The organism is Candidatus Neomarinimicrobiota bacterium, from assembly GCA_041862535.1.
GTDB lineage: Bacteria > Fidelibacterota > Marinisomatia > SCGC-AAA003-L08 > TS1B11.
In genome coordinates, this window is record JBGVTM010000351.1 from 1 (window position 1) to 14,341 (window position 14,341).

General features: G+C 53.4%; 16 protein-coding genes and 1 tRNA gene. 5 read left to right on the forward strand and 12 right to left on the reverse strand.

Going from position 1 to position 14,341, the window contains the following annotated elements:
* The 3 genes from ACETWG_12570 to ACETWG_12580 form a co-directional block, all read right to left on the reverse strand.
* Nucleotides 1-565: tetratricopeptide repeat protein (locus ACETWG_12570; GenBank protein ID MFB0517422.1), on the reverse strand; the 565-nt coding region annotated here is incomplete at its 3' end.
* A gap of 199 nt (nucleotides 566-764) precedes the next feature.
* On the reverse strand, nucleotides 765-1,784 hold the full coding sequence (locus ACETWG_12575; protein MFB0517423.1) for a hypothetical protein: 1,020 nt from the start codon (nucleotides 1,782-1,784) through the stop codon (nucleotides 765-767).
* A 213-nt stretch (nucleotides 1,785-1,997) separates the two neighbouring features.
* Nucleotides 1,998-2,068 (reverse strand) — tRNA-Gly (locus ACETWG_12580).
* Nucleotides 2,069-2,350: 282 nt separating this feature from the next.
* Here ACETWG_12580 and ACETWG_12585 point away from each other — a divergent pair.
* The gene (locus ACETWG_12585; GenBank protein MFB0517424.1) at nucleotides 2,351-4,876 is read left to right on the forward strand and encodes an adenosylcobalamin-dependent ribonucleoside-diphosphate reductase; all 2,526 of its coding nucleotides are present in this window, start codon (nucleotides 2,351-2,353) and stop codon (nucleotides 4,874-4,876) included.
* A gap of 88 nt (nucleotides 4,877-4,964) precedes the next feature.
* On the opposite strand, the gene frr is transcribed toward ACETWG_12585, so the two are convergent.
* Genes frr through pyrR form a run of 9 tightly spaced genes read right to left on the reverse strand, consistent with a single transcriptional unit; the run spans nucleotide 4,965 to nucleotide 11,370 of the window.
* Nucleotides 4,965-5,522, reverse strand: coding sequence for a ribosome recycling factor (frr, locus tag ACETWG_12590; GenBank protein MFB0517425.1), 558 nt, complete (start codon nucleotides 5,520-5,522; stop codon nucleotides 4,965-4,967).
* Entirely contained in the window at nucleotides 5,519-6,244 is a 726-nt protein-coding gene (gene pyrH, locus ACETWG_12595) for a UMP kinase (protein ID MFB0517426.1), read from the reverse strand. Before pyrH ends, frr begins: the two co-directional genes overlap by 4 nt.
* A 17-nt stretch (nucleotides 6,245-6,261) precedes the next feature.
* Nucleotides 6,262-6,876, reverse strand: coding sequence for a translation elongation factor Ts (tsf, locus tag ACETWG_12600; GenBank protein MFB0517427.1), 615 nt, complete (start codon nucleotides 6,874-6,876; stop codon nucleotides 6,262-6,264).
* Nucleotides 6,873-7,682, reverse strand: coding sequence for a 30S ribosomal protein S2 (rpsB, locus tag ACETWG_12605; GenBank protein ID MFB0517428.1), 810 nt, complete (start codon nucleotides 7,680-7,682; stop codon nucleotides 6,873-6,875). The genes tsf and rpsB overlap by 4 nt, the downstream gene beginning before the upstream one ends.
* Nucleotides 7,683-7,703: 21 nt before the next feature.
* A complete protein-coding gene (rpsI, locus tag ACETWG_12610; GenBank protein ID MFB0517429.1) occupies nucleotides 7,704-8,096 on the reverse strand; it encodes a 30S ribosomal protein S9 in 393 nt (130 codons plus the stop codon).
* 7 nt (nucleotides 8,097-8,103) lie between these two features.
* Nucleotides 8,104-8,532: a 50S ribosomal protein L13 gene (gene rplM / locus ACETWG_12615; GenBank protein ID MFB0517430.1), complete on the reverse strand. Its 429-nt coding sequence runs from the start codon at nucleotides 8,530-8,532 to the stop codon at nucleotides 8,104-8,106.
* A gap of 50 nt (nucleotides 8,533-8,582) precedes the next feature.
* Nucleotides 8,583-9,881, reverse strand: a complete 1,299-nt coding sequence (locus tag ACETWG_12620; protein ID MFB0517431.1) for a dihydroorotase — start codon at nucleotides 9,879-9,881, stop codon at nucleotides 8,583-8,585.
* Complete coding sequence (locus ACETWG_12625) at nucleotides 9,881-10,828, reverse strand: aspartate carbamoyltransferase catalytic subunit (protein MFB0517432.1); 948 nt, start codon at nucleotides 10,826-10,828, stop codon at nucleotides 9,881-9,883. Before ACETWG_12625 ends, ACETWG_12620 begins: the two co-directional genes overlap by 1 nt.
* Nucleotides 10,825-11,370 carry a bifunctional pyr operon transcriptional regulator/uracil phosphoribosyltransferase PyrR gene (pyrR, locus tag ACETWG_12630; GenBank protein ID MFB0517433.1) on the reverse strand — a complete coding sequence of 182 codons (546 nt, stop codon included), beginning with the start codon at nucleotides 11,368-11,370 and terminating at the stop codon, nucleotides 10,825-10,827. The genes ACETWG_12625 and pyrR overlap by 4 nt, the downstream gene beginning before the upstream one ends.
* 321 nt (nucleotides 11,371-11,691) lie before the next feature.
* Here pyrR and ACETWG_12635 point away from each other — a divergent pair, with 321 nt between their 5' ends.
* From ACETWG_12635 to ACETWG_12650, 4 genes are all read left to right on the forward strand, one after another.
* Nucleotides 11,692-12,858 (forward strand): glycerol-3-phosphate acyltransferase, encoded by a 1,167-nt coding sequence (locus ACETWG_12635; protein MFB0517434.1) that lies wholly within the window; start codon nucleotides 11,692-11,694, stop codon nucleotides 12,856-12,858.
* Nucleotides 12,859-13,155: 297 nt separating this feature from the next.
* Complete coding sequence (locus tag ACETWG_12640; protein ID MFB0517435.1) at nucleotides 13,156-13,644, forward strand: TIGR00725 family protein; 489 nt, start codon at nucleotides 13,156-13,158, stop codon at nucleotides 13,642-13,644.
* A gap of 131 nt (nucleotides 13,645-13,775) precedes the next feature.
* Complete coding sequence (locus ACETWG_12645; GenBank protein ID MFB0517436.1) at nucleotides 13,776-13,979, forward strand: hypothetical protein; 204 nt, start codon at nucleotides 13,776-13,778, stop codon at nucleotides 13,977-13,979.
* A gap of 7 nt (nucleotides 13,980-13,986) precedes the next feature.
* A complete protein-coding gene (locus ACETWG_12650; GenBank protein MFB0517437.1) occupies nucleotides 13,987-14,301 on the forward strand; it encodes a YbjQ family protein in 315 nt (104 codons plus the stop codon).
* Nucleotides 14,302-14,341 lie beyond the last annotated feature (40 nt).

Below are 14,341 nucleotides of genomic sequence, written 5' to 3' on the forward strand. Positions count from 1 at the left end.
CCCGCACAATCTTCTGGGACAACTCCCACTTCTCATCCGCCTTGCCCGCCAAAGACCCTTTCAGTTCCACAACCTTCGCAAACTGAGCCTGCGCCTGCGAAAATCTCAGCCCGTAGAAATAGGCCTCACCAAGATAGTACTCAGCAGACTCATTCCCCGGGTCAAGGCTGAGTGCACGGGTGAAGTCTTTTTCGGCTCTTTCCAGCCAATCCTTCACGTCCCTGTTGATCGTCCAGAATCGACCCCGGAAAATCCACACCACCTCATCCTTGCGAGCCAGATCAATACCCTTGTCGACAGCATCCCTCCCCTCCTTGAAATTCTTCAGGTACGCTTTTGTCAGGCCCAGACCACTCCAGCCCCGGGCAAATTTCCGGTCCAGATCTACAGACCTCTGAAAAGCGGTTAAGGCCGTCTGGTAGTCGCCATCGTCCAAACTGCGGACACCGAGTCGGTAGTGGTATTCAGGCGTATCAAGATCGGATTGCGAAACGGCCTTAGGTGCGCACCCGGTAAGACCATAGAGCACTATGATGGATAAAGGAAGGATTAATATGCTACGCATAATGCAAACTCCTTTGGTGGAAGGTTAACGTACTACACGGTAGGTACAAAGTCTGGAGAAAAGATAGGTATGGATGGCATCATCTGCAAGCCTATTGCCAATTCGGCCTCAAATCAGGGAATTAGGCCTTGCCGATATGGAGCCAACCACCGGCACGGACGGTACATCCAGTACCGGCGAGTATGGTTAGTGAAGCGACTCACTTTGCCTGGACGGTGAGGTCAAGGCCGGTCGGGCTCTCACCGACGATGAAAAGGGCGTAGTTGCCGAAGTCTCTTCCATCCAGCTGATAGCCCAAATCCTCGTTGCTCCCGGTATATTGAACTGCCAGGGTTACGATCCCGGCTGAGAAGCTCCGCTGATCAACTGATTGAATTCCCTCGATCTCGCTCTTCAATACTTCGATAATCTGCCGGCTTGATTGGTAGGTGACACCGGAAATCCGGAGCGTAAGGAGGCGGGCATTGGATTGTTCCAGGCTCCAGCGCCTGACTGTCTCGGCCATGAGATACGTACTGAGATTTTCAGCAGCGACTTTCAGCGCATTTACGCCGGCAGTGTTAGCATCAATATGGGTGCTTTTGCCATGAAAGGTTTCCTGGGCCAGGATCTGGGCGTTGTCAGCTCGGATAACCTGAGCGCTGATATTGGCCTGCCCTGACAGGCGGGTACCCAGCATGGGATGGGTAACAGCCTTGGAGCTGGCATTTCCCAGAATGATGTACTCGGCGCCGAACTCAGCTGCCATGCCTGCCGCCCGGGTCGGGTCTTGTTGCACGGAGGCCAGGTTCACGTTCCGCTGCTTCAGAGCTTCAGTCTGGCTGGGACTGACCACATCAAAGCCCCTCTCACTCATGAGCCGCCCGATTTCCGTCTCGGCAACAATGGAGGTGGGATCATCGATGTTCTGCTCTGCAATTAAAATCATGAACCGGGGGTGTCTCACCCATGACAATAGGAGGTCCAGGGCCAGCTGGTCCTTCACCACCTCATCGAGGATATCGGTGACTTCGGCACGAATGGTCACTGTCCACAGGCCATCGGGCCCCTGACTGGAGGAAGTCTCCTCAAAGGTTTTGACAAAGCCATTGGCTTTGCTCAGAATCCGATCCTCAGCCACCTGGAAATTCTTGACCAGGGTTTCGCTGGCCACCACCACGCCGACTCCCTTCTCTACGGCATCCCGTTTGGCCGCGGAGAGAGCCGCGTCATGGGTCATCCCCAACCCCTCGCCAATAACACTCTGGATTTGGGCGCTGAGGGAGGTTCCCAGCATCGCCAGGACCAAGAGAGAACAAAGGCTATAATACGCAGATTGTGATTGAAACGGCTTCAGACTAATCATAGTTAGTTTGCTCTTCCCGTTGTTAGTCCTATTGTTTAAACACGTTGACTGCATCTCAGAGATGCCCCCAGCAGGCCTCGGCGGTTGAGCGGGTGAAGGGAATCGAACCCTCGTATCCAGCTTGGGAAGCTGGTGTTCTACCATTGAACTACACCCGCCAATACAAAATCAATTTACCCGCCAGCTACTCACAAATCAAGGAACTTGGAGAATCTTCCCGCAAGAGTGGTTCCGCCAAATACATCCAGATATAGTCATAAAGATTGGTTTTCCATCAATATATTGTGTTTTAAATCACATTTTTACTTGCACCCCAGCTACAGGCATTCTACATTGAACCTGGCTTTTTCGGCCCACCATAGCCTTAATACTTGCCAATTATCCGTTTTCGACCGGGACCGCACAAGGAGCGAGAACGCTTAAAAGGAGAATATTGTCGAATGGCCAAAGCAATGGAGTTGTTCAGTACCTCCGATCCCGAGCAGAAGGCTGATGAGAAGACCAAGAGTATTCCAAGTGAACTGGAAGATTCTCTGGCTTCTATGGCCCGGGCCTCCCTGCCGCCCAAGACCCTCGAAGAGGAATGCCCCCCGAAGTACACCCTGGACGCCTACTATCAGGATGACGAGATTGCCAAAGACGTTCTCCGTAACAAATACCTGGCACCGCAGGAAAAGGATCCCTGGGACCTATGGGTACGCCAGGCTAGAGCCATCGCCAGTGTAGAACAGACAGAAGAATTAAGAAAGGAGTGGGAGCAGCGGTTTTTGCCTATTCTGGAAGACTTTCGCTTTGTACCCGGCGGCCGGATCATGCATGGCGCCGGACGAGAGGATATTAAAACCACCCTGAACAACTGCTATGTGGTGGCCATTACGGAAGACTCCATTCAGGCGATTTATCAAGCTGTCATTGACGAAGCGCTGACCTATAAGTACGGTGGTGGCTGCGGTCACGATCTGTCCCTTCTGCGACCATCCGGGTCTCCCATCAACGGCACGGGGGGGGAATCGTGCGGCCCCATAGGTTTCATGGACCTATTCAGCACCAACACCAATACAATCGCCCAGCACGGTCGTCGGGGAGCCAATATGCAAACCCTCCGGGTCGACCATCCCGATATTGAGAGGTTTGTCACTATCAAACGCGATCTGAACAAAGTGAAATACTCCAATATCTCCGTTCTGCTCACGCACGAGTTCATGCGTGCGGTGGAGGAGGGTGCGGATTTTGATCTTCGGTGGGCAGACAAGGTGTACCGTACGGTGCCGGCCCGGGATCTGTGGCATAAGATTATTGCTGCCGCTCACGCCAGCGCCGAGCCCGGCCTCATCTTCTGGGATACCATGAGAGACTACCACAATGGGGAGTACTGTAGTCCTCTGGTATCCACCAATCCCTGCGCTGAGCAGCCCTTGCCCGACGGCGGATGCTGCAACCTGGGGAGCATCAACCTGGAGCGATTCGTGGGGGAAGACGGGCAGTTCATGGAGGCCGAGTTTAAGGAAACAATAAAGGTAGCCACTCGTTTCCTGGATAACGTTATTGATTATAATATCGGCCGCCACGCTCTCCCCATCCAGAAGAAGAATGCCTTAGAGGATCGCCGCGTCGGGTTGGGGATTCTCGGCCTTGGCGACATGCTTTTGCGAATGGGCATTAAGTATGACAGTGAAGAGGCCCTGGCAACGGTAGACCATATCATGCGGAATATGCAGGAGACTGCCTACGAAACCTCTATCAGCCTGGCCGTGGAAAAGGGGTCCTTTCCCAACTTCAACTGGAAAGGCTACAGCAAGAGTAAGTTCGTACAGAACCTGCCAGAGAGGATCCGTAAAAGGATCAGGCAAAATGGCATCCGTAATGTCACCATTCTAACAGTGGCCCCTACTGGCTCTGGTGCCATTGTAGCACAGGTAACGTCCGGCATCGAGCCTATCTTCGCCACTTCCTATAAACGGCGCGTCAAGCAGAATGAGAGCTACGGGGAAACTTTCCGGGAATACATGGTCTACCACCCCATCATCAAAAACCTTTTCGGCACCGATCAGGATCTCCCTGAGTATGCAGTAACTGCCCATCAAATCGATCCTTATTTCCGGGTTAAGATGCAGGGAGTCATCCAGAAATATGTAGACAGTTCGATTTCCTCAACCGTCAACCTCGCGGAGGACATCGATGTCGGGACGGTGGCGGATATTTATATGACGGCCTATCATGAGGGACTAAAAGGCATCACTGTTTATCGGGAGGGCTCCCGCGAAGGAATTTTAATCTCTGACAAACGGGCCCAAGAAGAAAGGGATAGAACCACGCAAGGCCATGTAGCAGTCGGGGCATCCGACTGCCAAGCAACTACCGAGGCGACTTCATCCAGCACGGGCGCGGTGTTCACTCCTGAAGGTACGGAAGAGCCTGACCGGCCCCAGCTGCACCCTCGGTCGCGTCCTGAGATCACTAAGGGGGTAACACGGCGTGTACGGACAGGCGAGGGAAATCTGTACATCACCATCAACGAAGACGAGCGCGGTTTGTGTGAAGTCTTCACCACCATCGGCAAGGCCGGAGGAGTTGCCGCTACCCAAGCAGAGGCCATCAGTCGGCTCATTTCCTTAGCCCTGCGGTCAGGAGTAGACGCGCGAGAGATTGTGAAGCAACTCAAGGGCATCAGCGGGCCGAGTCCCACCTGGGAAAACGGCCGCCTCATCCTTTCCACGCCCGATGCTATCGGCCAAGCCCTGGATGACTATCTCGACCAGCGACCTAGGCAAAAGTGGGAAATCGTTGACAATGGCGCCACACTTCCCCAGGCATCCGGGCATGACACAAACCATCCGCCGGAGGAGGAAGGGCCTTACGAAGAAATTGCCTATAAAATCCTGACCACCTGCCCCGACTGCGGCAGCACCGTCATCCACGAGAGTGGCTGCGCAACCTGTCACAGTTGCGGTTACTCGAAGTGCTAACTCTCGCCGGCGAGCTCCGATAAGGCGTAAAAAAAAGCGGGTTAATTAACCCGCTTTTTTGACTTATATAAGTCCTGTTGGCCGAAAATCAATCGCTCATAATCTCTGTTTCTTTCACAGCCAGCAGTTCATCCAGGATTTTGATATGCTCATCGGTGAGCTCCTGGAAATTGTCCATGGCGCGATGCAGGTTGTCCTCGGAGATATTATGGCTTTTCGCCAGCTGCTTGAGTTCATTATTGGCATCGCGGCGCACATTGCGCACTGATACTTTGCCTTCTTCTACCACCTGGTGGGCGACCTTTACCAACTCCTTGCGGCGTTCCTCGGTGAGTTCGGGTATCGGTAATCGGATGACATTGCCGTCTGTGGCGGGATTAAGTCCCAGGTCAGCCAGTTGAATAGCCTTCACAATATTGTTGACCTGAGTTTTGTCGTACGGTTCGATCACCAACAACCTGGGCTCGGGTGCCGAGATATTGGCCATATTCCTCAGGGGCTGGTGGCTGCCGTAATATTCAACCCGCACATGATCCACCATCCTGGGATTAGCACGTCCGGTTCGCAGGGTAGCTAATTCCTGGTGCACATGCTCAATGGCCTGGTCCATGCGGTCTCTTGCATTGGCGTGCAATTCATTGATCATGACGCTTCCCCCATTACGATAGTTCCGACAGGAGCACCGGTAGCGACTTTCAGCATATTGCCGTCCTGCTGAATATTAAACACCACAATGGGGAGTTGGTTTTCCATGCATAAGGTAACAGCCGTGAGGTCCATAACACGTAATTTTTTCGCTAATACCTCCTCGTACGTAAGACGGTCAAACTTCTTCGCCTGGGGATTGGTAGCAGGATCGACATCGTAGACCCCATCTACTTTGGTACCCTTCATAATTACGCTGGCACCAATTTCGATGCCCCGGAGGACCGCTGCGGTGTCAGTGGAAAAGTAGGGATTGCCCGTGCCGCCGGCACAGATAACCACCCGATTCTTTTCCAGATGTCGTATGGCGTACCTACGGATATAGGGTTCAGCCAATTGTGTAATGGAAATCGCTGAGAGGATCCGGGTATCCAGCCCAATCTTTTCCAAGGCATTCTGAAATGCAACCGAGTTCATGACTGTGCCCAGCATGCCGAGGTAATCACCGGACACCCTGTCCAGACCCTTCGCTTCTACCGCCAGACCGCGGAAGAAATTACCTCCGCCGATGACGATGCCCACCTGGATTCCCTCATCAACGACAGATTTAACTTGGCGGGCAAGATCGTTGACTTTAGTGGGGTCGATACCCCAGCCCTGCTTACCAGCAAGGATTTCACCGCTCATTTTCAGGAGAACGCGGCTATGTGGTGATCTAGCCATGAAAGGGCAGGGGCGGTTCAGGCACCGCTGTTACTGGGCTCGGTCTCCCCCAATTGGAATCGGGTGAAGCGGGCGATGGCAATGTTCTCGCCCAGACTGGCGACGGTCTCTTTCAGATAACCCCCGATAGTCTTCTGAGGGTCTTTGACGAAGGCTTGTTCCAGAAGCACGTTTTCAGCCAGGAACTTGTCCAGTCGTCCTTTTACAATTTTCTCCAAGATATGTTCAGGCTTACCGGATTGACGGGCCTGCTCGAGATAGATGTTCTTTTCATGGTCAACCACCTCCGGGGGCATGTCCTCCCGTCGGACAACCATGGGCGCTGTGGCGGCGATATGCATCGACACATCCTTGACAAACTGCTGAAAGTCTTCTGTTTTAGCCACGAAATCGGTCTCGCAATTCACCTCCAGGAGAACACCCAACTTTGAACCAGGGTGTATATAAGAGGCCACAACACCCTCACTGGTGTCGCGGCTTGCTTTCTGCTCAGCTTTGGCAATCCCTACTGTCCGTAGATAATCAACGGCCTTTTCAAGATCCCCATTGGTTTCTTCCAGAGCCCGCTTGCAATCCATTATGCCGGCGCCCGTTTTCCGACGAAGCTCCTTCACCAGGCTGGCCGTTATCATGCCTTCTCCTTATCCAGGTCCGCTTTCTCTTCCTTCACCTCCTCTTCCTCCCCAGCAGCAGATTCGGCAGCAACAGCCTCGGGTTCTGTCTCTGTTTCTTCTGCAGCTTCGAAGGATTGACCACCGCGGGCAGCAATAATGGCATCAGCGATAGCGCTTGTGATTAATTGAATTGTGCGGAGGGAGTCATCATTGGCGGGGATTGGGTAATCAACCAAGGTTGGATCGCTATTGGTGTCTACGATCGCAATGATAGGAATTTCAAGCCGACGGGCTTCCTTGATCGCGGTTTCCTCATATTGAGCATCTACCACATACATAGCATCAGGTAGCTGCTTCATATCCTTGATCCCTCGGTGTTGGTCAGCCAGGCGAATTCGCTCGCGCTCCAGGTGCAGGATTTCTTTTTTCGTTAAGGTCTGGTAGAGCGTATCGGCATCTTTTTCCAATTGCTGGAGCCGCTTGATGCTGCGCTTTATGGTGGCAAAGTTGGTGAGGGTACCACCCAGCCAGCGCTCCACCACATAGTACATGCCGCAGCGGTCAGCCTCGCTCTGCAGAACATCCCTGGCCTGCTTCTTGGTACCCACAAACAGCAGCGTGCCCCCATCCTGGACAATTTTGGCCACGGCCTCGGTGGCGCGATGGATACATTGGATGGTTTGCTGTATATCGATGATATGGATGCCATTCTTCTCCATATACACATACGGCTTATAGTTGGGATGCCACCGGCGGGTAAGATGTCCGAAATGGGCACCGGTACTGATCAGGTTTTCGACTGTTACCAGCGAAGAGGAGGGCATAGAATCCTTAATCTGATGAGGTTAACGTTTCGAGAATTGGAATCGCTTTCGAGCGCCGGGCTGACCGTACTTCTTGCGCTCCACTTCCCTGGCATCCCGGGTCAGAAAGCCGCCCTGCCTCAAGGTGAGACGAAAGTCCTCATCGATCCTCTCCAGAGCCCGGGCGATGGCGAGGCGAACCGCACCAGCCTGGCCTGATGGGCCACCTCCCCGCACATTGACCAGGATGTTATACTGGCCGGCTACTCCCACAGTCTCCAGGGGTTCCATGAGCAGCTGCCGGTGAGCTATTCTCGGGAAGTACTCGTCAAGCTCACGCTTGTTAATCGTGATGTTGCCCTTCCCGCTTTCCAGCTGCACCCGGGCAACCGCAGACTTGCGTCTTCCTACAGTCCGCGCCAGGACCTTCGCCATAATTCGCCTATATATCCAGCGGTTGCGGTTGTTGTGCCTGGTGGGGATGATCGGGGCCAGCGTAAACCTTCAGGTGCTTGAGCATCTTGCGCCCTAATCGATTGTGGGGCAACATCCCTTTAACGGCATGCTCAATGATGCGTTCAGGATGTCTCAGGCGTACGGCGGCCAAGTTTTTGGCTTTTTGCCCACCTGGAAAGCCGCTATGATGCCAGTAGACCTTCTGGGTCTCTTTATCGCCAGTGGTAATAACTTTCCTGGCGTTGGTGACAATCACACAATCGCCCATATCCAGATGGGGCGAAAATACGGGCTTATGCTTGCCCCGCAGAATCGCTGCGACCCGGGTTGCCAGGCGCCCCAGCACCTGTCCCTCAGCATCCACCAGATACCAGTTTTTCTTTATGTCTTCAGATTTTAGAGAAAAAGTTCTCATAAATTCAAAATGTAAAAGCTTATTAAATTATTGATATATTTAAATTCAGGTCAAGAGTTTTCAGGTGCCTTAAACCACATATTCCGACCTATGGTTCCCCGGACTCGTCCGGTGAAGGTCATTCCCAGCATCGGGGTGTTTCGTGATCGGGAATGGATATCTTCCCGCGTGAAGGTCCACTTCTCATCAGGATGCAGAATCACCAGCTCCGCTTTCTGACCCGGCACCAGCGGTGTTAATCCCAGTCCCATAACCCGGGCCGGACCAGTAGTGAACAGGTCAATTACTTGCTCGGTGGTTAGCCCTGCTTTGCGTAGGGTTGAATGGGCCATGCCGAAGGCTGACTCCAGGCCGATCATGCCAAACGGCGCCTGGTAAATATCCTGTTCCTTCTCCTCAATAGTATGGGGGGCGTGATCGGTAGCGATGCAGTCGAGAGTGCCGTCGATCAACCCGGCCACCACCGCCTGGCGATCGTCTTCAGTGCGGAGCGGAGGGGCTACTTTGGCATGGGTGTTGAAATCGCGCACCGCCTCTTCGGTTAATCCCAGATGGTGAGGGGTAGCCTCAGCGGTAATGGCCCCGCCCCGCTCTTTGAACCGCCGCACCAGCTCCACAGCCAGAGTCGAACTGATGTGCGGTATATGGAGTCGGCCGCCTACATCTTCAGCCAGAAGGCAATCGCGGTACACCATGGCGGCTTCGGCCTGCACAGGGTTGCCCGGCAGGCCCAGGCGCGTTGAAAGGGCACTCTCATTCATGATGCCTTCGGCCCGCAGGTAAACATCCTCGGCATGATTAATGATCGGCACCCCCAACTCCCGGACATACCTGAGTGCACGCCGGAGGACCTCCCCATTCTGGATCGGCAGACCGTCGTCCGAAAAGGCCAGCGCCCCGGCTGCCCTCATCTCCAGGAGCTCGGCCAGCTCATTCCCATCTTGGCCCTTGGTAACGGTACCGATCGGATAAATGGTCACCGGCAAGCCCTCCGAACGCTCGAGAACAAAGTGAATACCTTCGGGATCATCGATGGGAGGATCAGTATTGGGCATGACACACACCCTGGTAAAACCACCGGCTAGTGCTGCTCGGGAGCCAGTAGCCAGGGTTTCCTTATCTTCCCGCCCGGGTTCACGAAAATGCGCGTGGACATCAATAAAACCGTGGGTGATCAGGCAACCACTGGCATCCAGTGCCTGAGCCTTGCTGGAACTGATTTCAGCGGTTTCCACCAGCCTGCCGTTCCTGATAGCTACATCCTGTCGGCGGGACTCCCTGGTGGTGGGATCATACAGGATTCCACCTTTTATGATCATTTCACCCGGTAGCGTTGCTATTGTACCCATCAGGTCTCTTCCAGAGGCTGATGTGGTGCCAGGAGGTGATAGAGGACGCTCATGCGAATTGCCACGCCATTGAGTACCTGGTCCAGAATGATAGCTTGGTCACCATCAGCTACATCGCTGTCGATTTCAACTCCCCGGTTCATGGGCCCGGGATGCAGGATGACAATCTCTCGTTTGTGTCTGGCCAGACGCTCAGTGGTGATGCCAAATCGGCTACGGTATTCACGTACCGATGGGATAATCCCCTCTCCCATGCGCTCTCGCTGGATCCTGAGGACATTCACGGCATCGGCCCACGACAACACTTCATCCACATCACCATTGACAATTACCCCTAGCTCGCTGATATGGGGTGGAATCAGGTGGCCGGGACCGCAAACCATAACATCGGCACCTACGGTATTCAGGCCAAAGATATTCGAGAGAGCCACCCGGCTATGAGCGATATCACCTATGATCCCCACCTTCAGACCCTCCAAACGACCGAATTTCTCCTGCAGGGACATCATGTCCAGCAAACCCTGCGTGGGATGTTCGTGGGTGCCGTCGCCAGCATTGATAACCACAGCGTCGACAAACTGACTCAGCTGCTTGGTTGATCCTGGTGCCGGATGGCGCATGACCACTGCATCCATTTTCATCGCATGGATGTTCTGGATGGTGTCCTTTAGCCCCTCGCCCTTGTTCAGGCTGGAGGAACTGGCAGTGAAATTGGTCACGTCAGCACTGAGGCGCTTTTCCGCCAACTCAAAGGAGATGCGAGTGCGGGTGGAACTCTCGAAGAAGAGATTCACCACGTTAATCCCGGTAAGGGTGGGGACCTTTTTAATGGGGCGATCGAGTACCTCCCGGAAACGGAACCCGGTATCGAGGAGGATTTGAATATCCTGCTTTGAAACCCCTTCCAGACCCAGAAGGTGCTGCAGGGTAACGGTCGGTTCACTCACTGGCTGTATTCCATGAGGAGAACCTCATCCTTGCCGTCGACTTCCGCCACGTGGACGTGGATATGCTCATTCACCGATGTAGAGTAGCTCTGGCCCACATAGTCAGCCTGAATGGGCAGTTCCCGATGGCCCCGATCCACCAGTACCGCCAGTTCAATGGAAGCGGGGCGGCCAAAATCCATGAGACTGTTCATGGCGGCGCGGACGGTCCGGCCTGTATAGAGAACGTCGTCCACAAGTATAATGTGGAGGTCGTTTACCCCAAAGTCGATCTGGGTCGGACCTAAGCGGGGAGATGGCAGTCGGGTTCGGAAATCGTCCCGGTGGAATGTCACGTCCACAGTGCCAAATTTCACTTCGGCGTTCCGGTGTTGATGAACCAGTTTGGCCAAGCGTCGAGCGAGAAATTCGCCCCGGCGCTGTATTCCCACTAGCGCGAGGGTCTCGAGATTATGGTGCCGCTCCATGATCTCATGGGCCAGGCGGGCGAGGGTCCGGCTCATAGCCGCGGCGTCCATGAGCGTGGCCTTAACCTTTTTCACCGGCAATTACTCACAGGCGAAAGAAAACCTCCCAGCGGAGGTTTTAAAAGAGGTGGACTTACCCATCTTCGTCACACCCAATGATCTTAGCAGAGCGCATTTTCGGAGCCAAAGTTAGTTAAACATGGCTGAAAAGCAACAGGACAATATGCCTTACCAGGTGATCAGCTTTAAATTGTAATAACCTACTATAAAGAGGGAGGAGGAGCATCTAATACCCGGTCTCACCACTCTTGGCTGTGTACTCTCTCCCCTTATGACCGAGATGAAACCGTGCGATACTGACGATATAAACCAATCAAGTAGTAGGAGGCAGGAGTAATGGATCCAATTTTTAGCGGTAGTGTATCTATAGTGCTGGGGTATCTCCTCGGCAGTATTCTACCGGCCTACTTCCTTGCCAAAGCATGGGGCTTTGACATCAGGCAAAAGGGTTCTGGCAATCCCGGTGTTTCGAATGTCGCTGATACCATGGGTTATACAGCTGCGGTTTTTGTCGCCTTATATGACCTTGGAAAGGGACCTCTTGCGATCCTGCTGGCCGGCTCGATGGGCAATTCATTGCCGATAAGTTATCTGGCCGGTTTCGCAGCCCTTATCGGCCATCGAGCACCTTTCTACCTGCGATTTCGGGGCGGAGAAGGATTGGCCACCACCGTCGGAATCGGATTCTATTCGATAGCGATGATGCTTATTGATAATGGGCGCTATGCCTTTGTAGTGTTGCCAATCCTCGTTTTAATAGCCTTAGCGTTTTTCTTAACCACAAAGCCGAAACAAGCTCTCATCCTCGTGTTTATCTTCGTGCCACTCTTACTGAATGCCACCATCCTATTTTACGGGATCAACATACACAGCGTTATAATCTCCATCGTGTGCCTGTTGATAATCGGGCATCGACTTGCCAAGCTATTAAAAAACACCATACAAGAAATGCCTGAGGAGGAACGGAAATTACTATGGAGAAAATGGCTGCGTCCCATCGCGATCGTATTTCCTCTGGGGGCATTCTTCTATAAGCAGTATGTGCTAGGCGTTTTGCTGGCTGTATTCTCCTCTTTCGTTGTCTTCGAAATCATACGTTTTCGAACAAAGTACAAGCGCTTTCCGCTACCTTACAAGAAAGCGGAAGAATCCCGTATCTCATCCATGGTCGTATTCTTATTTGCCGCTGTGCTTGTGTTATGGTTCTTCCCGACTAATATCGCTTCGCTTGCCCTCCTGTTCGTGGTTTTTGGTGACCTGTTGGCCTGGTGCATTGGACGCACAATCGGAGGGAAGGGATTTCTAAACAAAACCTGGGGTGGAACCACTGCTTGTTTGGTAACCTGCGTCACACTCGCCATCTTCTACTACTCCCTTAATCTGGTAGCCTTGCCAGTAGGGCTGCTGGGCGCCCTTAGTGCAACGGCTGTCGAGATCGCACCCCTGCAGGAAGACAATTTCGTTATGCCCGTAGTGAGTGCAATTGTGATGACCATTGTATAGGATGGATGAAAAATTTTAGTCGATCAAAGCGTCTTACTCCTATCGAGTCTTTACCAAGTTGAGCCTGCCTGGCGACCAGATTAAAGAGGGAAACACCCCTATACCTGGAGACAAACCTGCCCCCCGCACCATAAAGTACCGGTGCAAATGGTTTGGTCATCACGATGAGAATTATCACCTTTCAGTAGCACAGCTGGCCGGCTTCAGAACGGTAGGTGTCATGCCGGAAGCCGGTTTCAAATTGGGCTGCTACCTGGACGTGATCATCATAGGAAAAATGTTGGACAGCTTCCGAAAATGAACCGGTCTCCCATCATCGGTGTTATGGGCGGTAGTGAAGTGTCACATGAAATCGCCGATCTGGCCTATGAGCTAGGAGAAGCTCTGGCGAGGGAAGGTTGGATCGTTTTGAGTGGCGGACGGAACACCGGCGTCATGGCAGCTGTTTCCAAAGGGGCCGCCCGAGCCGGAGGATTAGTAGTAGGCATCCTACCCGACCGCGACCTGAGTCAAGCCTCCCCCCATCTCACCATCCCCATCCGGACCGGTTTGGGCGATGGCCGTAATATTCTCAACATCCTCTCCAGTGATGTAGTGGTGGTCCTCCCGGGTGGAGCGGGTACTATGTCGGAGATTGCTCTCGCCCTGAAAAACGATAAGCCCCTATTGCTACTGGGCTGGAAAAAGTCCCCGCTCATGCCCACTGATATGGAACCCATGGCGTCCTTCATCACCGTCATTGAAGTGGTACAGCACATCAGGGAGCTCCTGGCCAGCAACGATTAGCGGACCCGGGGCTACTTCTATTTCTGTCTCTTATGCATTCATCAATAGTCAATCTGCGCCAAAATCCCCACCACTTGCTGGGACGACCGGCAGTAAATTTTGGCAATCTTTCACCTTAGTGTGAGGTCGTTATGGAAAAACTCGGCTATATTCTCATCGGCAGTGTGGCCCTTCTCTGGATCATCGCAATGGTGGCAGGGCTCATTGTCGTCCTCCCTTACGGCATCATCGGCCTGGTAATCCTGGCCGGATTCGGCCTTCTCTTCGCCAAAGTCCTGAAGGAGCGCCTGACCAGCAAGGAAGATGACTATTATTCAAAAAACGTCCAGCAGTGAGGTCCATATGTTGCTGAGCACTCAAGATCATTTTGATGACCACGAAATCGCGCAGACCTGTGGACTGGTGCGAGGAAACACGATCCGGGCCCGTCATATTGGCAAGGACATCCTGGCTGCTTTGCGAAATGTAGTGGGGGGTGAGGTGACTGAGTATACCAAGATGATGGCCGAAGCCCGTGAACAAGCCCTGGACCGGATGATCGCAAGCGCAGAAGCATTGGGTGCCGACGGTATAGTTGGGATCCGGTTCACCAGCGCCACCGTCATGGGCGGAGCGGCCGAGATCCTCGTATACGGCACCGCCGTCAAGCTCAAATAAGACTGATCTCCCCCCACCGCGCAGGTCATCCAAGGACATC